This is a genomic window from Vibrio tetraodonis (genome assembly GCF_003350295.1).
In the GTDB taxonomy this organism is placed as follows: Bacteria; Pseudomonadota; Gammaproteobacteria; order Enterobacterales; family Vibrionaceae; genus Vibrio; species Vibrio tetraodonis.
In genome coordinates this window covers 82,489-104,475 of sequence record NZ_QLYY01000005.1, presented here as the reverse complement: position 1 = coordinate 104,475, position 21,987 = coordinate 82,489, and the positions used below count along the sequence as shown (strand labels likewise).

Annotated in this window: 20 protein-coding genes; 12 read left to right on the top strand and 8 right to left on the bottom strand. The window is 40.7% G+C overall.

The features are described from left to right. The first annotated feature begins 41 nt into the window (after positions 1-41). The 4 genes from DPF90_RS00765 (at position 42) to DPF90_RS00750 (ending at position 3,411) form a co-directional block, all read left to right on the top strand. Positions 42-389, top strand: coding sequence for a phasin family protein (locus DPF90_RS00765; RefSeq protein WP_114783670.1), 348 nt, complete (start codon positions 42-44; stop codon positions 387-389). 74 nt (positions 390-463) lie between these two features. After that, positions 464-2,245: a class I poly(R)-hydroxyalkanoic acid synthase gene (gene phaC / locus DPF90_RS00760; RefSeq protein ID WP_114783668.1), complete on the top strand. Its 1,782-nt coding sequence runs from the start codon at positions 464-466 to the stop codon at positions 2,243-2,245. Between the two features lie 237 nt (positions 2,246-2,482). Further along, positions 2,483-3,181: an aspartate/glutamate racemase family protein gene (locus DPF90_RS00755; protein ID WP_114783666.1), complete on the top strand. Its 699-nt coding sequence runs from the start codon at positions 2,483-2,485 to the stop codon at positions 3,179-3,181. A 5-nt stretch (positions 3,182-3,186) separates the two neighbouring features. After that, positions 3,187-3,411, top strand: coding sequence for a TrmO family methyltransferase domain-containing protein (locus DPF90_RS00750; protein WP_114783664.1), 225 nt, complete (start codon positions 3,187-3,189; stop codon positions 3,409-3,411). Positions 3,412-3,539: 128 nt separating this feature from the next. On the opposite strand, the gene DPF90_RS00745 is transcribed toward DPF90_RS00750, so the two are convergent. The 3 genes from DPF90_RS00745 to trpS form a co-directional block, all read right to left on the bottom strand. Further along, positions 3,540-4,784 (bottom strand): SGNH/GDSL hydrolase family protein, encoded by a 1,245-nt coding sequence (locus DPF90_RS00745; RefSeq protein WP_420855698.1) that lies wholly within the window; start codon positions 4,782-4,784, stop codon positions 3,540-3,542. A gap of 304 nt (positions 4,785-5,088) precedes the next feature. Continuing rightward, positions 5,089-7,845, bottom strand: coding sequence for an immune inhibitor A domain-containing protein (locus tag DPF90_RS00740; RefSeq protein WP_114783660.1), 2,757 nt, complete (start codon positions 7,843-7,845; stop codon positions 5,089-5,091). Between the two features lie 567 nt (positions 7,846-8,412). Continuing rightward, entirely contained in the window at positions 8,413-9,444 is a 1,032-nt protein-coding gene (trpS, locus tag DPF90_RS00730) for a tryptophan--tRNA ligase (RefSeq protein WP_114783656.1), read from the bottom strand. A 448-nt stretch (positions 9,445-9,892) separates the two neighbouring features. On the opposite strand from trpS, the gene DPF90_RS00725 reads away from it, so the two are divergent. Further along, positions 9,893-10,816: a DMT family transporter gene (locus DPF90_RS00725; protein WP_114783654.1), complete on the top strand. Its 924-nt coding sequence runs from the start codon at positions 9,893-9,895 to the stop codon at positions 10,814-10,816. 182 nt (positions 10,817-10,998) lie between these two features. Here the strand turns inward: DPF90_RS00725 and DPF90_RS00720 are convergent, their stop codons facing one another. Further along, positions 10,999-11,943 carry a LysR family transcriptional regulator gene (locus DPF90_RS00720; protein WP_114783651.1) on the bottom strand — a complete coding sequence of 315 codons (945 nt, stop codon included), beginning with the start codon at positions 11,941-11,943 and terminating at the stop codon, positions 10,999-11,001. 273 nt (positions 11,944-12,216) lie between these two features. On the opposite strand from DPF90_RS00720, the gene DPF90_RS00715 reads away from it, so the two are divergent. From DPF90_RS00715 to DPF90_RS00705, 3 genes are all read left to right on the top strand, one after another. Continuing rightward, on the top strand, positions 12,217-13,413 hold the full coding sequence (locus DPF90_RS00715; protein ID WP_114783649.1) for a glycine C-acetyltransferase: 1,197 nt from the start codon (positions 12,217-12,219) through the stop codon (positions 13,411-13,413). Further along, on the top strand, positions 13,413-14,444 hold the full coding sequence (gene tdh / locus DPF90_RS00710) for an L-threonine 3-dehydrogenase (RefSeq protein WP_114783647.1): 1,032 nt from the start codon (positions 13,413-13,415) through the stop codon (positions 14,442-14,444). Before DPF90_RS00715 ends, tdh begins: the two co-directional genes overlap by 1 nt. Before the next feature lie 263 nt (positions 14,445-14,707). Continuing rightward, positions 14,708-15,430, top strand: coding sequence for a carbonic anhydrase (locus DPF90_RS00705; protein WP_114784248.1), 723 nt, complete (start codon positions 14,708-14,710; stop codon positions 15,428-15,430). A 74-nt stretch (positions 15,431-15,504) separates the two neighbouring features. Here DPF90_RS00705 and DPF90_RS00700 read toward each other — a convergent pair whose 3' ends face one another. Further along, a complete protein-coding gene (locus DPF90_RS00700) occupies positions 15,505-15,948 on the bottom strand; it encodes an exoribonuclease R (RefSeq protein ID WP_114783645.1) in 444 nt (147 codons plus the stop codon). Positions 15,949-16,488: 540 nt separating this feature from the next. Between DPF90_RS00700 and DPF90_RS00695 the strand changes: the two genes are divergently transcribed. From DPF90_RS00695 to DPF90_RS00685, 3 genes are all read left to right on the top strand, one after another. Further along, entirely contained in the window at positions 16,489-16,956 is a 468-nt protein-coding gene (locus DPF90_RS00695) for a DM13 domain-containing protein (RefSeq protein WP_114783643.1), read from the top strand. Between the two features lie 123 nt (positions 16,957-17,079). After that, positions 17,080-17,934: a mechanosensitive ion channel family protein gene (locus DPF90_RS00690; protein ID WP_114783641.1), complete on the top strand. Its 855-nt coding sequence runs from the start codon at positions 17,080-17,082 to the stop codon at positions 17,932-17,934. 93 nt (positions 17,935-18,027) lie between these two features. After that, positions 18,028-18,216 carry a DUF1289 domain-containing protein gene (locus DPF90_RS00685; protein ID WP_240314430.1) on the top strand — a complete coding sequence of 63 codons (189 nt, stop codon included), beginning with the start codon at positions 18,028-18,030 and terminating at the stop codon, positions 18,214-18,216. A gap of 25 nt (positions 18,217-18,241) precedes the next feature. Here DPF90_RS00685 and DPF90_RS00680 read toward each other — a convergent pair whose 3' ends face one another. The 3 genes from DPF90_RS00680 to DPF90_RS00670 form a co-directional block, all read right to left on the bottom strand. Continuing rightward, positions 18,242-18,934, bottom strand: a complete 693-nt coding sequence (locus DPF90_RS00680; protein ID WP_114783639.1) for a response regulator — start codon at positions 18,932-18,934, stop codon at positions 18,242-18,244. A gap of 300 nt (positions 18,935-19,234) precedes the next feature. Further along, the gene (locus DPF90_RS00675; RefSeq protein WP_114783637.1) at positions 19,235-20,128 is read right to left on the bottom strand and encodes a cation diffusion facilitator family transporter; all 894 of its coding nucleotides are present in this window, start codon (positions 20,126-20,128) and stop codon (positions 19,235-19,237) included. A gap of 244 nt (positions 20,129-20,372) precedes the next feature. After that, complete coding sequence (locus tag DPF90_RS00670) at positions 20,373-21,251, bottom strand: LysR family transcriptional regulator (RefSeq protein WP_114783635.1); 879 nt, start codon at positions 21,249-21,251, stop codon at positions 20,373-20,375. A gap of 151 nt (positions 21,252-21,402) precedes the next feature. Between DPF90_RS00670 and DPF90_RS00665 the strand changes: the two genes are divergently transcribed. Next, the gene (locus DPF90_RS00665; protein WP_114783633.1) at positions 21,403-21,981 is read left to right on the top strand and encodes a class I SAM-dependent DNA methyltransferase; all 579 of its coding nucleotides are present in this window, start codon (positions 21,403-21,405) and stop codon (positions 21,979-21,981) included. Positions 21,982-21,987: the final 6 nt, after the last annotated feature.

Here is a 21,987-nt window from a genome sequence, read left to right as displayed (position 1 = left end):
AAATAAGCCGAAAATAATGGAATTAACCTAGGAGCATTATTATGTATACCGATTTTTTCAAATCTTTCACAGACCAAACAGAGAAAAGCTTAGAACCATACCTAAAGTTTAATAAGCTTGTGACTAAAAATGTTGAAGTGTTAACTGAACTTCAATTAAACGCAATTCGTACCTACAGTGAAATGGGCCTAACCCAAATGAAAGCGGCCAGTGAAATTAAAGATGTGACTTCACTTACAGCCTTCAACAGCCAACAATTATCGGTTCTTTCTAAGCTGTCTCAGCAAATGATGGATGATAGCAACAAGCTACAATCCATTGCGAAAGAATTCAAAGATGATGTTGACCATTTGACAACGGAAAACCTCAAGACAGTGACTCCAGCATAACACTGACTCCAGCATAATATTGACTATGGTGCCGCCTGACTCGCGGCACTTTTTCCGATCATAGGAGTAGCAACATGTATCAACACTTCTTCTCGGACTACCTTGTGAAGCTTCAAGAAACCAATCAAAAATGGTGGGAAGATCTGGAACTAAGCAGGGCAGCCGTTAACTCCCCTCTCAACAAAGCAATGCAAGAAGTTAACTTTGAAGATACCTCTAAACTTTTTGAAAGCGCGGCCAATCAACCAGCAGTGTTACTACAGATCCAAGCTGAATGGTGGCAACAACAATTACAAATATGGCAAAACGTTGCGTTAGCACAAAATGGAGAAACCGTTGTTGAGGCAGAAAAAGGCGATAAAAGATTCTCTGATGAAGAATGGAAAAATGATGTTTTCTATAACTTTATTAAGCAATCCTATTTGCTGTTTAGCCAGACTTATTTGAAGACAATAGATAGCATCGAAGGTCTAGATGAGAAAGCCAAAGAGCGTATCAGCTTTTTCTCCCGCCAAGCTATCAATGCGGTTTCGCCGAGTAACTTTATAGCAACGAACCCAGAATTGCTTAAACTGACACTAGAGCAAAATGGTCAAAACTTGTTGTCAGGACTTGAGCAATTGAAAGAAGATGTAGAATCAAGTGCTGACATCCTAAAGATCAGAATGACGAACAACAACTCATTTAGACTTGGTGATGATGTTGCGAACACAGCTGGTGATATCGTTTATCGTAATGAGTTATTTGAGCTTATTCAATATCGACCATTGACTGAAAATGTTCACTCTACACCTTTGCTGTTTGTGCCTCCTTTTATCAATAAATACTACATTCTTGACTTGCGTGAGAAGAACTCACTCGTTCGCTGGCTACTTGAACAAGGGCACTCAGTATTCATGATGTCTTGGCGCAATCCAGGTGAGAAGCAACGCGAAGTTGAATTTGGTGATTATGTTACAGAAGGCGTTGCTAAAGCGGTATCGGCGATTGAAGATATTACGGGTCAAGAGCAAATAAACGCGGCTGGATACTGTATCGGTGGGACGGTACTCGCAAGTACCATTGCCTATTATGCAGCCAAGAGAATGAAAAAACGAATTAAGAGCGCGACCTTTTTCACCACGTTACTTGATTTCTCTCAACCAGGAGAAGTTGGGGCTTACATTAATGACACCATCATTAGTGCTATTGAAGCGCAGAACAATGCAAAAGGTTATATGGATGGACGCTCATTAAGCGTAACTTTTAGCTTGCTCAGAGAGAATAGTCTTTACTGGAACTATTATGTAGACAACTATCTCAAGGGACAAAGTCCGGTCGACTTTGATTTACTCTACTGGAATAGTGACAGTACAAATGTGAGCGCTTCATGTCACAATTTTATGCTGCGTGAGTTGTACCTTAACAATAAATTGGTGAAGCAAAAAGGCGTAAAAGTAGGCGGAGTGTGGATAGATCTTAATAAGATTAAAATACCGAGCTACTTCGTGTCTACAAAAGAAGATCATATTGCTTTGTGGCAAGGTACTTATCGTGGTGCGCTTAATGTGGGCGGGAATAAGACCTTTGTTTTAGGTGAATCTGGGCATATTGCCGGTATCATCAACCATCCCGATAAAAACAAATATGGCTTTTGGACTAATGAGAGCTTAGATGAGAATGCAGATGAATGGCTAGCGAATGCAAACCATACGGAGGGTTCTTGGTGGACACATTGGCATCAATGGCTCTTAAATTTTAGCTCCGAAGAACAGCGTAAACCGTTTGATGTTGGTAGTGAACAGTTCCCTGCTATAGGTACAGCGCCTGGAGACTACGTTAAACAAGTACTTCCAGTCAAAGAAGCGACCAGCTAGCATGACCTTATTATATTTAGCCCTGAGAAGATAACTCAGGGCTTTTTTATTTGCCTAAAACTTACTACTACAACTCAATCCATCACATAAATACCACTATTTATTTTCAAAAATCATTTCATCTAACACATAGGCTAATTCTTACTATCGAAAGCCTATCTTTGTTTAATAATATCGATTGTATTTTTACTAAACATCTGATTATGATGTGATTTATACCTAGAGAAAGGAATCGAAATGAAAACAATTGGTGTGATTGGTGGTATGAGCTGGGAGTCAACGGCAAGCTACTACAAATTAATAAATCAGGCAGTTAATGATGAAAAAGGAGGTCTACACTCAGCCAAAATGATTGTTTATAGTGTGGACTTTGCGGAAATTGAATGTTTACAAAAAAGTGAAGAGTGGGGCGAAGCTGCTTTAATCTTGAGTCAAGCCGCTCAGTCATTAGAAAAGGCTGGTGCCGATTTTATAATTGTTGCGACAAATACAATGCATAAGGTTTTCCATGAGATTGGGGAAAGCGTTACCATCCCGATGCTTCATATTGCTGACCCAACGGGTCAATGTCTTGTTGATAAGGGAATTACAAAAGTAGGTTTGATCGGAACGGCATTTACCATGGAACAAGATTTTTATAAACAACGTCTTAATAGCGAGTTTGGTATAGAAGTCATCGTTCCCAATGGAGTCCAACGTAGGCTTGTCCATGATGTGATTTATGATGAGCTTTGTGTTGGAAAGATAAGTGCTCGCTCAAAGCAAGACTTTAAAACAATTATTGAAGATCTAACAGCGGAGGGTGCTCAAGGCGTCATTTTGGGATGTACCGAGATTGGTTTACTCATCAATAATACTGATACCGATATTCCGGTGTTTGATACAACGGCAATACATGCTCAAGCAGCGGTAAAAGAAGCTTTACAAAAGAATTAAGCAGTTTGGGTAGTGCATATTCTAACATTGATCCTGTAGGAATCTTATCTCAAAGAGGGAAAAACCGTATCAACAAAATCGGTGTCACGGATTGTTCAATTGTTAACGTTTCAGGCAATACTTTGAGAGTCAAAGGGCTGGATGTAATAAATGGGTCACTGGTCGTCGATATTAAACCAGTGTTTAAGCAATTCCTTGTCAATAAAGAGGATGTTACCCAACCTGTTTGAGTTGATAGTGTTATGAGTGATTACTTTAACGTCTAGGAAACGAGGCCTGTTTGAGTCTAGTTACAGCTTAACTAGGCATTAAGAGAGATGAAGTCAATGGTAAATTCATCTCTCTATGCAAGCAGTGTTCAGAAGTTAAATTGGTCTAACTTGGTTTGAATGATGTCGTCGGCGATGAATTTGTGAGTGGCTGTTGTTGGATGAGTCACTCCCCAGAAAACATATTTATCTGAGCCGTGGTAAGCACATTCATTAGTTAGTGAATGACTTTTCAGATAGTCCGATGCTGAGTTTCTATTGATATTCAAACACGAGTCGGTCGCATTCTCGAATCCATATGAACTAGGATTAGATGTGATTTGGTTAAACCGCTCGTGAGCATCATAAAGGACAATAGTAAGCCCTTTGCCTTTATAGAGTTCAGCTTGCTCTTTGATAAAAGCGTTGAATTCAATAATGTTGGCTCTTACTTTATTGATTTCCTCGACGGTTGAATACTTAAACTGAGGCGCTTTTGTCGCATCGGGCAGAGTAAACAAAAGAATGTTCGTTATTCCAGACTCGGTTAAACGAATCAGTGCACTGCTGAGATCGGCTTTTACATCAGCGACAGTGCGATCGTAATTCATCAAGTCGTTGAGGCCAAACTCTAATGTTACTAGGCTGTTTTCTGGTTTGTAGTTTTCCGCTTTATCCACGTATTTAAGATATGATGTGACTTGCTTGTATACACCAGTTAGCACACCATATTGGTTCACTCCCGCAGCCCCTCCGACTGCCCAGTTATACAATGGGAGGTGTTTATGTTTAGCAAGATATTCGGTCCATACAAAACCATTTGAAAAATGTCCTAAATACCATGAGCTTCTATTTGGGAATACCCATTGTGATGCATTATATAAGTTGCCAGTGTCTGACAGGCTATCGCCAAATGTAATGACTCTATTGATTTTATCATTATCAACGGGGTCATTGGTCCAAATGCTATGATTGTACGAAGCTTGACTATTTGATGCGTAGTACATTAGGTCTGCCGCATCATGAGTTACCCCCAATGTCTCTTTGCAGCGTTGTTCAATATCAGCCTGAGCGGTACTGGTATAGAACATATTCTTAACCGATATAGAAGAGCGCCAATACCCCTGTATTTCATAATATCGACCGTATTCATCTCTTGCCCACTTCCAATCGGTATCCGTGTCATTTCGATTGTGAGAGAGTCGGTACCAACATCTGACATAGGTACTGGTTTGTCTACCCTGAATTGTTTGGCCGTATTCCATCTGTCCAAGATTCAGGTTTGTTGACGTTTCATCTGCGAGTGCTGGCGCCGCCAAAATGCAACCAGCTAAAAGTAGAATTTTATTCATGATCCTTCACTTATTATTCTGATTGTAGAGTGTTTGCTCATCTTTGATCGCATGGCATGCACTAAACAGTCAAAATATTCATGAAAAAAATCAATCAATATTCGATTTAGATCAAACTTTATACAGGAATCTTTAGTTATCTAAGTGTTAAATTTGTTCTATTTTGGTTCTTAATTTGTTTCTAATATGAGATATGTTTCTTATTTTGCTGATTGGAGTTGACTTAGGGGATATTTGCCATTCGAACTGGTGGTTTTGGGGTATAAAAAAGCGCAACTTCTGTTGCGCTTACAAGATAAAATTTGAGTTATAGTTCGACGTCTATTAATTTGCTGACTTTGTCACCTTTGTCATCCATCACGGTTAAGCGAACTTGATGTTCTCCATAACTTGGGAATAGAGCGGTGAACATACGTCCTCGTTTGATGTCACCGTTTGGTAAAACCCATTCAGTATCAACAATACGTCCGTCTGCATCTGTACTTGTCGACCACATAGTCACCAAGCGGCCTAGATGTATGTACTTAGCTGTTGCCTCTGGTAAAATATTGTCATCTTCAGCAAAAATCGTCTCTGTTATTGTGTGCTGATCGCCACGGTCATCAGTAACGGTTAAAGACACTGTATAACGACCATCATTGAGGTAAATCCAAGTAGGAGAAGCTTCTTTGCTCGTTTCGCCATTACCAAAGTCCCATAAGTAATCGACAATACTGCCGTCAGGATCTGAACTCATGTTACTTGCTGTGACTGTCATTCCATCGACCGTTAAACTAAATGCAGCAATGGGAAGCTGATTGGGCTCTGGCGTTTTTGACACTCGAATCACGCCGTAGGTATTATCAGCTGCTTGGTTGATAACTTCAATTGCAACACCGTGTTCGGCAAGTAATCTACCAGCATCTGGCGCTTGAGGGTTAGAGTAATCTTCGTTGTCAGCAAAGTAGGCATTGCCGAGAAGGCTAACATCACGCAGTATATCTCCTTCTTTATTTTCAAGAGTCATCGACGCTTGATCTTGAAGTGAGAAGCTTGCATCACGCAATTGATAGCGAGTTTGAGCCGTAGAGCCCGAATTTTCCCAAATCATTGCATTTTGATCTGCATCGACAACCCCTAGCCAGCCTTCCCCTGGGTGCTTTCCGACCCAGTTATCTGTCATTGAATTGTCAACGTACCAGACGATAAGGCCGGGCTCAAAAGACATTAAGCTTCCAAAGCGCTTGATATTATTAAGCCCTTCATCAACATCATTGTGACTGCGCCACTGCAGCAAATAGTAGTGGGGTGACTCGTTGAAGCCGTTATTTAATCGATAATCATTGAGTGCAAAACTAGATTCAGCTTCTCCATCATCGATTAAGGTTGCTACACCATCGGCGATGATTTCAATGTTATCGATATGTAGCCCTTCCATTGCTAAGCCACCATCGGTAATGTAATCAAAACCGAGTGTGATGGTTTGTCCAGACCAGTTTGAAAGATCAAATTCTGCATCGACCCAGCCGTCAGATTCACCTGAAATAGCAGGAACGAGATCAGTGGTATTAGGATCGTCTAATGTGGTAATACTTCCTTCAATTTGCTGATCGTTGATCAAAACCCTTGCAAAATCATAGTCTTTCTCAATCTGATACCATGCTTTAAATACCAGTTTTATATTGGTTGCTTCTGGTAGAATTACTTCACGTGACATTGAGTTTTTGAGATCATCTCCTTTACCAGAATGGAAACCATAGCTACCAGAGTAAGGTTTTTGCCCTGTGGTGCGTTTAATCGGAAGATCAATACGAACCATGTTTTGTTTGTCATTGTCTATGGTTTGATGAAGTGTGATTTCCTCTCCTTCATCTGTTAAATCATCAACGGAAATGGTTTGATTTATGAGCCACTTTCCTCCGATTGACTCTTGTAAGTATTGTTTTGCCCAAGAGCTAAATGCGGTAGGCTGAGTGCCGCCAATTTTACCTGCCCAACTACCAGACGACATAATGGACCAGTAGGATACAGGCTCACCTTTACCTGTATATTGAGTATCATATTCATCAGGCAGACCTAAGTCATGGCCGTATTCGTGAGCACAGACACCAGCGGCGGCATCAATGGGCTGGATTGTATAATCGAACGCAGCATAACTACCGCCAAAGCGGCTTGGTACAGTGCTGCTGGTACCTTGCAAGACATGATACTTTCCGAGGTTATATCGGTGTGACCAAATAGCATCGTCTTTTAATACGCCGCCGCCTGCTTCTTCACCCACAGATGAATGGAAAACCATTAAATGGTCTATCACGCCATCTGGTTCACGGTAGTCACCATCTTGGTCATAGTCATACCGATCTTCAATGTCATAGTCGGCGAGGTTAATACTAGGATCTTGAGCGAGTTGATTGAGAGCTTCACGAACTAGCTCTTGAGCATTGAGATCGTTGTCCGTAGAAGGGGAGTTTCCGCCATAAAATGCGGCTTCTTTTGATGCTCGATACCAACCTGCAGCCTGTCCGGCTACGCTGTAACTTTTACCTGATTCACTTTCATAGTATTGGCGCATGGAGATAAGGTTTTCTCCATTGGGGCCAGTATAACCAGTATCGGAGAAAAGTAAGCTTTGGTAGTGTTCTGGCTGATAGCTATCGTAGAGCATATCAGTGTGTTCAGAAGTGAGTCTGTTTTCATTCCAAGGAAGATCCGGAAAATCGACCAGAACAGCTAAAACTTTATCAGTACGTTTATCTGATAGATCAAAAGCAAATACATGTGCTTTATGTTGACCTTTATTGGTTTCTATTGACTTTAATATCTTCGCTCTTTGTGCAAGTGCTTTTTTGCCGAATTGAGCATCTCCCTGAAAATTATTACCGAGTTTTTTATTTAAGTAATTATTAAGAGCAAGCTTCTGCTCTTCGACTGAAGAATTTTCATCAAGAATGCCTTTTCTTTCTAGCATCTCGATAATTTTCTCTTCGTTAATAACACCTAGATCAATAGGTGTTTTCGCGTTACCACTGGCACTAAATAATGCCATCACTGCTGTTGCTAGCAATGTTTTCCTTATGCAAGCCATATTATTTCCTTATTATATTTTTATTGCCAACTCCACTTTTAGTCGTGGTTATTACGTTGCGTGAACAACTCTCCTGACGGTGAGAGATTCTTTGATGGCATTCCAGCACCTATTCCTTAGGCGCTGAAATACATTGTCTATTCTTCATGTGCTCATGCGTAGTTTGTTTGCTGTTATTATCAATCTTGTTGGTTTTACTATTTTTTTTCGAAAGATAAATCTGGAGAGACTTAAGCTTCTGATCATAAGATTGGTCTTTACATATGACGTTACGTTCGACTAAGGAATCCAATAGCTTTTCATCATCAGGAAGAGGATTCGCAATAACGGTAAAAGACATCAATGTTAACAAAAAAAACACAACATTCATTTTAATTTTATAAACTACTTATATTTTTCAACAAAATATAATCATAAATAATAAAATGCAATGGTTGTTTTTTGCACGGCAAGACTTTGCTCTAACCTTCAACATAATATGTAAACACCCCAATTGATTTATTTGGGGTGTTATTTTCAAAACTTTTATATAAATGATAATTCTAATATTAATGTTTAAATTTAATATTATTCGAGATTAAATAGGTTCAACCCAAATACATCTTTTATTCTATATAATGTGCGTTCGGTTTTATTCTTAGCCACTTTACTGCCTTGCTCTAACACTTGTAAAAGGTAACTTGGCTCAGAGAGTAATCTAGCGCGCTCTTGTCGGATTGGTTTCAAGATTTCTTGTAAGCATTCATCTAAAACACGTTTGGTTGTTGCATCCCCCAGGCCACCAGTACGATAGTGTTCTTTTAACGATCCTATGTAAGCGCTATCAGGGTGAAAAGCATCAAGATAGGTAAAGACGACATTGCCTTCAACTTTACCTGGATCTTCAATGTTAATGTGTGTTGGATCGGTATACATAGATTTTACAGCAGCAGTAATTTCATCGGGGCTAGAGCCAAGATTAATCGCATTGCCCATGGTCTTTGACATTTTTGTTCTGCCATCAGTACTTGGTAACCGTGAGGACTTACTGAGTAATGGTTGACATTCACTTAGTACCTTCTTTCCAGCCAGCGAATTTACTTTTCTGACGATTTCATTGGTTTGTTCAAGCATGGGTAACTGGTCATCACCGACAGGTATCAATGACGCATTAAATGCTGTTATATCAGCTGCTTGAGATATTGGATAAGTCAAGAAGCCCGCAGGCACTGATCGATTAAATCCTTTGCTGTTAATTTCAGCCTTTACGGTTGGGTTGCGTTCTAGTCTCGCGATAGTGACTAAATTGCTGTAGTACATTGTGATTTCGGAAAGTGCAGGGAGCTGTGATTGTAAACAGATAGTGGTTTGTGCAGGATCGATACCTACGGCTAAGTAATCAGCGACAACATTAAGAATGCTAGAAGAGACTTTAGAAGGAGTGCTGGCATTGTCGGTTAAGCCCTGCATATCTGCGACAAGTATCGTTTGATCGTTATGATTTTGTAGTGTAACTCTTTGCCGCAGCGAACCAACATAGTGACCTAAATGCAGAGGTCCTGTAGCTCGGTCGCCTGTTAATATGATCTGGTTTTGAGTTTTACTATACTGATTTGTCATGAATTTATTCTCCTATCTTGAGTGATCGCTACTGGAGATAATTCATAGAGCTTGGCGCCTGTATGCTGTTATTCCAGCAGCATACAGACGAAACAAGTCTTGGCTGCTCTATATAGAGCGCCACCAACAAGTTTGAAATGATAAATGTGTGTATAGGTTCATATTAGACAAGCTAACATAGGGAGCTGTTAGGGGCAACATATTAAAGGCAGTAACCTTGAGTAGAGTAGTTTAAATCCACATAAGAAATATTGTTACTTCTCATGGATTGTGGGTGAAAAAATTTTCTCCAACTTGCTATTTATATAGGTAGACTTGTTTAAAAATAATCAATTGATAGATAACAAAGTAAAATTATTCTCCAATTAAATTTGTATACTGTGACACGTCTTAAGTTTGCTACAAAGTAGTGTTTTACCGAGTAGTTTTGTCGTAGGTGAATGGTCTCATGAATTCAAAATCCCTGTCTTGTCTGCTTTTTATTTCTGTCTGTTTAATTTGGGGAACCACTTGGTTTGCCATGGAAGTTGCACTGGAGACCATCCCTCCTATTTTTGCAACCGCGATGCGTTTCTTGTTGGCTGCTCCGTTATTAGCAGCATTGGCAAAACTGTTTAAACAACCGCTGCTATTTCCAAAAGGCAAGGGGCAATGGGTGCTGATTGTCGCTATGATGTATTTTGCCATTCCATTTACTCTAATGATCTATGGTGAGCAGTACATATCATCGGGTTTGGCGTCGATAATCTTTGCCAACATGCCAGTTGCGGTCATGCTAATGTCTGGTTTGTTTCTCGGGCTACGTTTAGCAAAGCATCAGCTATTCGGTCTTGTTGTTGCAGTGTTGAGTTTGTCGCTAATTCTTGGGACTGAGATGCAGTTAGGTGGCACAGATTACGTTATTGGTACCGCTTGTCTTGGGATGGCTGTGGTAATTCATGCGGTCATGTACGTATTGGTGCAAAAACATTGTAAAGATATTCAAGTGCTCACTTATAATGCGTTGCCATGTTTTGTTGCCTCTATTTTACTGTTTTTTGTCTCTTTCATGGGCGAGAGTATTGATTATCACGCTTTCAGTAGCGAGTCGATGTCAGCAGTTGCTTACTTAGGCTTTGTTGCAAGTGTTGGTGGGATTGTCGCCTACTTTAAGTTAGGGCAGGTGTCTACTCCATTTCAAGCATCTATTTGCTTTTTAATCTTCCCTGTCGTGGCTCTGTTTATCTCTGCTTATGTTAATGAAGAAGTCTTGTCTGCCCGATCATTGGGACTTTTAGCGCCTTTATTAGGTGGGATCTTGTTAACTAAAATGTCAAAATCCGCGTTTACATGGAGAGCGACGAGAGCCAACCGTCAAACAACAAGTATGTAGGCTTGTATATTGAGCCAATTCTGATAAGTTCAAGCGACTCTATTCCCTTAAAAGGTAACAGTATTGCGCCATGGTGATTGTATATAGACTGATTAAGCTTGCTATTATATGTGGTGTTTTTTTCACCATTTATGATCTGATTGGGCAAGGCCAAATAACTTGGCCAGCCCGCTTGCTTGGTATTACATGGTAACTTTTGGAATGACTGGATTCAGTTTTTCGTTCAAAGCTTTAGTGATATAGTCGATAAAAACACGCAGACGAGCAGGCATGTACTTTGTCTGCGAATACTGCATTGCGACAACGCCATGATAATTACTTTTGATTGTCCAGTCTGGCAGGATGGGAACAACCTCGCGCGACTCAATGGCTTGTGTTATCACAAAATCATGGAATATGCCTATACCTAGTGCTTGCTTTACACCGTTGAGGCGCATTTGTGAGTGGTTAACGGCGTAAGGTCCAGAAACCGCAACGGAGTGAAATTCATCATCTCTAAAAAAATCCCAGATGTTATCGGTTGCTGTTTCGGCAAGGTATAGGCAATCATGGTTAACTAGTTCTGTTGGATGAACCGGTATCCCTTTAGTTTTTGTATATTCAGGACTAGCACACAATACGAGGTTAGTTTTTCCAATCTCTTTGAGAACTAAGTTTTCATCCGGTTTGTCGGTGAGTTTAAACGCGACATCAATACCATCTTTTAGTAGGTCAATTTCTCCGTCAGCGACACGCAACTTAAGTTGTATACTGGGATATTTTTGAAGAAAAGGGATAACAAAAGGCTGCAGCACTGAGTTAAGGAAAGCTTCGGGAGCTGCGATAGTCAGTGCTCCTGTTGGTTTTGTGTGATCAGTTGTAGAAAGCTCCCACGCTTGCTGCGCTGCATTAACCATCACAATGGCTTGGTCATAAATCTGCTGGCCTGTTGGCGTAATGATCAATGTTCGTGTTGTACGTTCAAATAGCTTGACTGATAGGGCCTGCTCTAGTCTCGTCACTAGCTTGCTGAGTGCAGATGGAGTCACGTTGAGTTTCTTTGCTGCGGCAGTAAAGCTACCTTCATCAACAATCAAAATGAACGAAGCCAGATCTGGAAGTAGTGCAATAAGTTTCGAGTTAACCAAATTAAGCCTCAATGTTTTATGACGCAATAACCGCGTATTGTGATTCAGCCTACCATTTCACTCCACCCATCTTATCATGTGATTTATGTCATAAAAAAGCCTTATTTGTTCCTTGAGTTCATTAATGTTTTTCCAAAAGACGGGATAATGAAAACGGTGAGCTTGGATTACACTTACGCCCTGAGCTCAATGTCGTCCGAATGCTGAGACTTTTTCTGGCTAGATACGGCTTACAGCGCAATGGCTAATATTATAACTAACAAGGAATTGAACATGGCTTCTGCATTTTATGATCAAATAAAACAACAGATTGAAGAAGTAAAGGCGGAAGGTCTTTATAAATCAGAACGCGTTATCACTTCTCAGCAACAAGCTGCTGTGAAGATCTCAACCGGTGAAGAAGTATTAAATTTCTGCGCGAATAACTACCTAGGTCTAGCCAATCATCCAGAGTTAATCGAAGCAGGCAAAGCTGGCATGGATCAGCATGGCTTTGGCATGGCGTCGGTTCGCTTTATTTGTGGTACTCAAGATATCCATAAAGAGTTAGAGCAGAAGCTTTCAACATTTTTAGGTAAAGAAGATACGATTCTTTACACTTCTTGTTTTGATGCGAATGCGGGATTATTTGAAACGATTCTTGGTAAAGAAGACGCCATCATTTCTGATGCGTTGAACCACGCTTCTATTATTGACGGCGTTCGTTTGTGTAAAGCCATGCGTTTTCGCTACGCGAACAACAATATGCAAGAATTAGAACAGCAGTTGATTGATGCGAAAGAAGCGGGAGCACGTAACATCCTGGTTGTTACAGATGGTGTATTCTCAATGGATGGTGTAGTGGCGAACTTGCCTGAAATTTGTGATTTGGCTGAGAAGTATGGCGCACTAACTATGGTTGATGACTCTCATGCTGTCGGTTTTATGGGTAAAACCGGAGCAGGGACACACGAATACCACAATGTCGTTGAGCGCATTGATATCATCACAGGTACGCTTGGTAAAGCTATGGGTGGTGCTTCAGGTGGCTATACGTCAGGTAAAAAAGAAGTGATTGATTGGCTGCGTCAGCGCTCACGTCCATATCTTTTCTCTAACTCAGTCGCACCAGCGATTGTTAATGCATCAATTCGCGTTCTTGACCTGTTGCAAGAAAGTGGTGACCTTCGTGATCGTCTTTGGGAAAATGCCAAGCACTTCCGTACTCGTATGACTGAAGCTGGTTTTACTTTAGCTGGAGCTGATCACGCTATCATCCCTATTATGCTTGGTGACGCAAAAGTTGCTGCAGAGTTTGCTGAAAGAGCTTTAGCAAAAGGTATTTATGTTGTTGGCTTCTCTTTCCCTGTCGTACCCAAGGGCCAAGCCCGAATCCGAACTCAAATGTCAGCAGCGCATTCTCATGAGCAATTAGACCGTGCGATTGATGCTTTCATCGAAGTTGGTCGAGATATGGAGATTATTAAGTAATGAAAATCAAAGCCCTGTCGAAGCTGAAACCTGAACAAGGTATATGGATGACTGAAGTGGACAAGCCACAGCTTGGTCACAATGATATCCTAATCAAAATTAAAAAAAACGCTATTTGTGGTACAGATGTCCATATCTACAACTGGGATGAATGGTCGCAAAATACGATCCCTGTTCCTATGGTTGTAGGACACGAATATGTGGGTGAAGTTGTCGGTATCGGCCAAGAGGTTAGGGGCTTTGCAATTGGTGATCGTGTCTCTGGAGAGGGGCACATTACCTGTAGTCATTGTCGTAACTGTCGTGGTGGTCGAACACATTTATGCCGCAATACCGTGGGGGTTGGTGTCAACCGCGAAGGTGCCTTTGCTGAGTACTTGGTTATTCCTGCATTTAATGCGTTTAAGATCCCTGATGGCATTTCCGATGATCTTGCCTCGATTTTTGATCCCTTTGGCAATGCGGTCCACACTGCTTTATCATTTGATCTTGTTGGTGAGGATGTGCTGATAACAGGCGCTGGGCCAATCGGTATTATGGCAGCGGCTGTTGCTAAACATGTTGGCGCTCGCCATGTGGTTATCACAGATGTTAACGAGTACCGCTTAGAGCTTGCACGCAAAATGGGTGTGACTCGCGCCGTCAATGTTGCCAATGAAAGTCTAGAAGATGTGATGACCGAATTGGGCATGACGGAAGGTTTTGATGTTGGGCTTGAAATGTCTGGGGTTCAGGCTGCATTTAGCAGTATGTTAAAAACCATGAATCATGGTGGTCGCATCGCGCTTTTAGGAATACCTCCATCAGACATGGGCATTGACTGGAACCAAGTCATCTTTAAAGGCTTAGTCATCAAAGGCATCTATGGTAGAGAGATGTTTGAGACCTGGTACAAGATGGCGTCATTGATTCAATCAGGCCTAGATCTAACGCCAATCATTACGCACCACTTTAAGGTTGATGACTTCCAAAAAGGTTTTGATGCCATGCGCAGCGGACAGTCTGGTAAAGTTATCCTTGATTGGGAATAATGATTGATTTTGTATTAACTTTTAAGCGAGTTTTAATTTACTACAAAAGTTGAATACGCGGCTGAGCCTTGGTGCTTGGCCGTTTATTTTTGTTATTGAGTTTGCAACGGATAAAAGAATACGTTTTATTATTTCCTCTTTATCCCCTCATATTGATATTTAATTGCTTTGTTTTACGATCTTTTACTGCCTGTAAATTTTATCTCCGACTTATGATGCTTCGATTTTAATGCTTGTCTGATTAAAGGAAGAGGAAGAATATGATCAAGAAGACAATAATGGCAATGAGTCTTGTAATGTCAATGTGCAGTATTACCCAAGCTGCAGAGTGGGGATATGAGGGAAAGACTGGTCCTGACCACTGGGGAGAGTTTGCTAAAGGATGTGCACTAGGAAAAAACCAAAGCCCTATTGATATTAATGATACGTTTGAAGCTGAGCTAGAGTCACTAAACATCCAATATAAGGGCATGGTCACAGGCTTGACCAACAATGGTCATACGTTGCAAGCAGGTGTTACGGGTGACAACTCCTTTATACTTGATGGTGTTGAATTTAACTTGGTTCAGTTTCATTTCCATACCCCTTCAGAGAATCACATCAAAGGTCACACTTATCCTCTAGAAGCACATTTTGTCAATGCTGACAAAGCGGGACATTTAGCTGTTGTGTCAGTGATGTATGACCTTGGAAATGGCAAGAATGAAGAGATAAGTAAGCTTACGGAATCGATGCCTAAACTTAATCAGACTATTTCTTTAAAAGAGTCATTTCCTGTAGCGGATATGCTGCCTAAGATGACCAAATATTATCGTTTTAATGGCTCTCTAACCACCCCTCCTTGCTCAGAAGGTGTACGTTGGATCGTGGCTAGATCGCCACAAGCATTGACCTCCGAACAAGCGCAACAAATGCAGAAAGTCATGGGTGAAAACAATCGTCCGCTGCAAAATCAAAATGCTCGAGTTGTACTTGCAAGCGATTAATAGACGATAAAAATGAATGAGGTTCTATGCTGTGAAGTAAACATCATAGAACCTGGCTTAGTCTCTGATAATTCTTATTTGCTGGCAATCGTTGCGTATTGCCGAAGCAAGTCTGTTAAACTTGCAACCCATTCAATTGTATTACTCGGGGCTTCATCGAGCAGAACCTCAACGTGCGCACAATGTGTTTCCAGTGCAATGGCTTGTTCCAATTTGAAAGATACAGCGTAAAAATGCCACAAAAGCAGTCGTTGCATACGCCTAATGTTCTGCGCTGAATGCTCGGATTCACTAAAAAGAGCTGGTAACTGACTCAACGCTATTGCACTCATTCTCAGCAGGGCATCAAATTGTGCTTGCTGGAATTTATCTTCAGAATCTGTTTCCTCATTATCAAATGTAAAAAGCTCTGTCATTGATTGTTCATCGATCAGTCGATGTATCATTCTTAGGCTGAGTTCCTCTAGCTCATCGCTGGAAGTATTTTCCAAATAAAGTAGGGTGTAATCGTGTTCCACAAGGTTTCCATGGTAAGTGATCTTCGATTGTTATTTTATAACACTACAATGAGAAATCTAGCTTATCTTACGGGAGCTTGTGATGGGGACAAAAATAGAACCCGAACAAATAAAGAGCCCCACTCGTGAGTGGGGCTACAGTATATAGTTGTGTTTGCGTTGTGTTAGCCTCTGACGTTGTCCGTGAATACTTGGTTCACGAGTACGTTAGTTGATACAGTTATAAAGCTAGATGCCTGTTAACAATTTGCAAACATAAAACGCCAGTGTGTTTGATTTCGTAATCAATTTTGTGAACCTTGTCCATGGTTTTATATTAACTAGATGCATATTTCATCAGAGTAAGTAGGAAACAAGCGATTAAATCAATGTACTTACAATCCGCAAGAAAGCATCGATATGAGTATCTGGCTTTGTTAGGATTGTGATTTTGGTAGGAAAACCCCACTTGCTGGAGAGCAAATTTATATAGGGTATCTATTATCTAATTGTTCACTCGGTTTTTTTACTGACACAGATAAATTCACCATAGGTTTTGGAATGAAAAAAATTGGTTTACTGTTTACACATTTAGTTTGCGGTGTTTTGGGTTTTGCGCTTGGGGTTTATGCTTTACCTATACTTATCCAGCCTGATTCACCCTCTATGAGCTCTGTCGAAATGGTGACTAACAACGCCATTTATACCGCGACTTTTCAGCGTGATCGCAAAGACAGTGATTTCCTACATTGGGGGGAAGGATCCGTATCGATAAGTGACCAACAAATTGCTTTTGTTGGTGAACTAGCCCCGGGTCCTGATTATAAGCTTTATTTATCCCCTAAGTTCATTGAAACAGAAAAGGACTTTAATGAACAAAAGCACAGCATGGCACAAGTCGGAGATGTTAAGACATTTGATAGGTTTGCTCTTAACCTGCCTCAAGAATTAGATTTGTCTCAATATAATACCGTAATAGTTTGGTGTGAAACGTTTGGCGAATTTATTACCTCTGCGCGCTTTAAGTAGTCAGTGTGGTTCCAAGATTGAGTTGTGTGAGCCAATAAATATTGGCAGTCTCGGCCCCTTGCTATAAAGTGAGATTTTCTTGGGGTTTACCCTAGTGTTATTTACTTTGATGGGGGGCTGGGGATGAATCATTTTTATCTTGTTATCGACTTTCTACTGACTCATAAATTTATCTTTACGCTGCTTATTATTGGGCTTATTACGATTGTTCGAAAAATTGTACTATCGAAAATTCGTGGTGATGTGGCGTTTATCACTGAAAAACAGCGTAGCTGGATGTCGAGAACGAAGAATGGGACTTTTACTGTCACTGTCATCCTCTTGTTCATATTATGGAAATCGGAGATCAATGAATTTGCCTTGTCAGTGACAGCCATCGCTGTTGCTATAGTAGTGGCATCAAAAGAGATAATTTTGTGTTTCACGGGCTCTATTCAGCGCGCTAGTTCTCGCTCTTTTCGAATTGGTGATTGGATTGAGGTTGGCAAATTATGTGGTGAAGTTATCGAACACAACATGATGGCAACCGTGATTCAAGAAATTGACTTGCACCATGGTCAATATCATTACACAGGAAAGACAGCGACTCTGCCAAATAGCATGTTTTTCACCTACCCAGTCAAAAATCTCAATTTCATGAAACGCTATGTTTATCATAACTTTTCTATTGTGGTCGCTGAGTTCGTTAATCTTTATCCTTTGTTGCCGATTATGGTTAATAAGATTGATGAGCATTGTCATTATTTCAGTGATGTCGCCGTTCGCTATAATTCCATGATTGAGAAACATGCCGGTGTTGATTTGCCTGGGGCTGAACCTCATATTCATATCAGCAGTGCTCCGACAGGTGAACAAGTCGTTCATTTCATGCTTTTTTGTCCTACGGAGAAAGCAACCCACCTTGAGCAAGACATCAGGAAGGACTTTATGGCCTTATATGAGGAAACGTTTAAGCCTTCAAGTGAAGTAACGAGTTAATACTGCCTCTAGGTATCCTATTCAAATGTATTTATTCGACAGATGAGTCTTCCCTCACTAACGTTATAGTGGATGTAGGAGAGGAAAGAGTGTGTGAATAAAGTACCTGAGTCACCGTGTGTTCGCATGTGTTGCCTCGATGAACAAGATATATGTCTTGGTTGCTATCGGACTCTGGTTGAAATTCTGGAATGGAATACATACAGTGCGCAAGAGAAACTAAAAGTGATTGCACTGTGTGAGCAACGTAAAAAGGCTAGGTCAAATAAGGGTAAGGACTAGGTGTCTTTACCCTCGAGTAAAATGACTAAGCATCTGTAGTTTCAAGCTCCACTCGAATGGGTTGCTCATCAATAATCTCGTTTAACTCACACAACCGCTTAACTAGACGCCCATCGAGCTGAGTGCCCGCTTTGACGAGACAAGTACCATTACTAGCAAAAATGTCACGCACCAGTGTCATACCAGAGCGCAAATCATAGAGACTGGTGAGTGTCATTGTAAGATCTGTATTTTGTGCTGGAGGCTGTTCTGAATCTTGTTTGTTCTCTCCACCAAGGTCTGTTTCTATTTCGTGGTAGAGGTGTTGTTGATACAGTTCTGTATGGCCTGTAACCGCTTGCTCTATTTGTTCTCTAGCATCTTTTACCGTCACCGGCTTGGGTAAGAATGCATCGACTTCTAGCCTCATACAAGAAGAGATGGTCTCAATATCTGAGAGGGAAGTAACGGCAATGATACTAGTTTCCGCCACAGCACGGGTACTCCCCGTACGAATGGCTTTTATAAGTTGCAGCCCGTTGATATGTGGCATATTAATATCAGTAACAACGAGGTCGACATGATTGTGTTCTATCTTGTCTATGGCTGTTTGACCGTCTGGAGCACTTAATATATTTTCGTAACCACTCTTGAAGAGCATACCAATTAATGCCTTTCGAGATAAGTTATTGTCTTCAACAACCAATATCGTGAATTTGTCTGGTTCGAATCGTGCCATACGTTTCCCCTTTGCTTTTCAGTCGATACTACTTGACTAGCTTATGAATAATAGTAGAAGAGCAAAATTCGAACCACTTTCAAGATGATTTGATAGGAAATTAATCGCTTATTTGCCTATCGAAACAAGCCCCCTTTAATAATCATCAATATCAGCTATTTACATCCCATTTAACACGTACTTAATGAAAAAACAGCGGATGCTCCTTGCGTATGCTGTGTTGAAGATCTGTTTATTTTGATTCTCAATTTGAAACTATTGAGTACAGAACAAAGTCAATTTAAAACAATTCGCAATGAATTAGCTGGCAATATTCAAGTTCAGCCTGAGGTCAAGCGACAGTTTAGACAGCTTGTGCTTTAAAATCCGCTGAGTTCTTTTAATATCGGAAACAGCAAGTTGTTTGTCGTTTGAATGGATGTTCACGCTTATTCTAAGCTCTCGTCCTACTTTAGTTACTGCGTCGAGTTCTATGTGTTGCACGGATTGCTTGTCTAAAGCGCAGACCTCTTTATCAACTACCTCAAGAATCTCTGTGCTGGGGGACATCATAAGCATTTCTCGAATGGCTTCTTTTAGCATATCAGCGGGTACTTTAATGAAATAAAATGATATAAGGATCATCATTACAGGATCAGCATAAACAGAATATCCCTCAAAGGGCGATAGTGTTATTGCCCAGGCAAAAATGAAACCTAATGTCACCGCTACGCTGAGCAATGTGTCCATTTGCCATTGTTTAGCTTCTGCTGTGATTAGGCCAGAAGAGAAGCGTTTCGATTTTTGAGCTATATACCACCATGCGTACCCACACCCTAATACGTTAACGATTCCGAAAAGGGTAGCAATGGATGCGTCAACTTCTCGGCCGCCAGTAAAAAGAGCCATGATTGCAGAATACAATGAGTAGCTAACTATGATGAGAATGACGCTACCTTTGATAGCGATCACAACGGGTTCTAGTACTGCTTTCCCGAATGGAAAATGTTGGCGAGATGGATTTTGAATATATTTTGATACCGCGAGCGACAATAAAGTTAGCACCAAACTGACAGAAGAATAGACGCCATCAAACACTATCACAAGAGAGCCAACAAGCACCCCAAGAATGAGTCCACCCACGGCAAAGCCTGACGCTAAAAGCGCTGAAAAAATCAGAATGCGTTTTTCGTTCAAGCTTGTTTTTGCACACATAGAGTGATCTCGGTTATATTCACTCTCTTATTCTTCTTACTAAAACCCGATTTTACAAATGTTATTTGTATTAATAACGACCAATTATGGGTCTTTATAATTTTTTGTCATAAAATTCAATGATGTAAAACAAAGTTATAGTGTCAATTTTTTTGACTATGACTGTCTGGTTTGTGATTTTTTCATCAATCGTGGGTGAATGTGGCACTAGAAAAGCCTTATTTTGTTAGGAAGAGGAGAATGGCTAGAAATCAAATAAGTATTCATTCAGTCTATCAGCTAGCCATGACATACCAGGGTGCTCAGTCATACCAGCAGCCGTAAACATACAATAATCTTCTTGGGTCAATCCGTAGGTATGCTTGATAACCGCTAGCTCTTGTTTACGGAGATGATGACGTATAAGTGGTTCTGGCAGAACGCCCCAAGCATCTTCAGTTAAAATAGTGCTTAATATGTTATCAAAGCTTGAAAAGCCTATGTGTCGCAGGGAAAAAGGTTGAAGTTCAGGGTTATCTTTCTCATTGAGATAAACCATGACCGCTTGCATCGCGTGGCGTAATTGCTCGTCTGATACGCGACGCATTTTACTGAGTTGGTGATCAGCTTTACATACTGACATTAGGCGAATCTTCCCTAATGGGTGATAGCTAATCAAAGGATCATCAACTCTCTCGTAGTCGACACCAAATGCAAAGTCGACCTGTTGAGTGGCGACTAAATTTGTTAGATCTCCGCTCGATGCCAGCACAATATTAAAGGAGGTAGCAGGAAACATATTATTGAGTTTGTGTGAGAATTCTTGCCACATGCTATCAGGAAGTGAGTCATCTCTTGCTATCCATACCTCTGCATTAAACTCTCCTGAGACCTGAGCACAAGTTTGTCTTATTCGCGATAGCGTAACCAATAGGCTCTGACAATCTTTATAAATTGCCTTGCCAGCTTCAGATAAAGTGAGATGATTACCTGTGCGGTTAAATAGCTCAATTTGGAGCTCTTTCTCTAGTGCTTTTATCGACATACTAAGCTTGGTACGATTGCAATTTAGCTGTCTGGCGGCGCCTGAAACTGAACCAGTATCAGCGACCATACAAAAAGCTTCAATTTGAGATTGGTTCATCTTGATCCGTCACTTCTCTGGTGAGTATGCATATCTATGTTACAAGGATACACAAATCTTATGTGTTTTATGAAGCGAAAAGCTATGAATTTAATGTAGTTTTGGTAATCTTGTTCAGCGCCAAATTGAATGAAGTTATAGGGAGATCATGATGGCTAAGAGCTGGGACGAATACGCAGCAGCCTGGGATAATGAACCTTCTGCATTATTGTATGCGGATAAAGCCTTTGAATCTCTTCAACAAATTGTTGATATTCAAGATTTAAGAGTTCTGGATTTTGGTTGTGGTACTGGTTTGCTAAGTCAAAAGTTGTCTCCACTTGTGAAGGATATCGTTGCACTAGACAGTTCAGAAGCAATGATTGAACAACTGGATGGCAAGCAGCTCCATAACGTAGAACCGGTTGTTGATAGTTTAACTCGCGGATTAGTAGCTATGCACCCTGCGTTTCGCCATCAATTTGATTTGGTCGTCGCGTCATCAGTATGCAGCTTTTTACCAAATTATTCAGATGTGGCTGATATTGTCTTTAGCGTACTTGATAAAGGGAAGTATTTCGTCCACTGGGATTGGTTTTCTGACCATAATGAAGCAGGTGCGATGACACCGACACATGTCTTACAAGTTCTGAGTAGCGTTGGTTTTGATGAAGTTGAAGTAACGACCCCATTTAGTATTGAGACGCCGAGAGGCAAATCAACAGTATTAATGGCGATTGCAAAAAAATAAATCCCA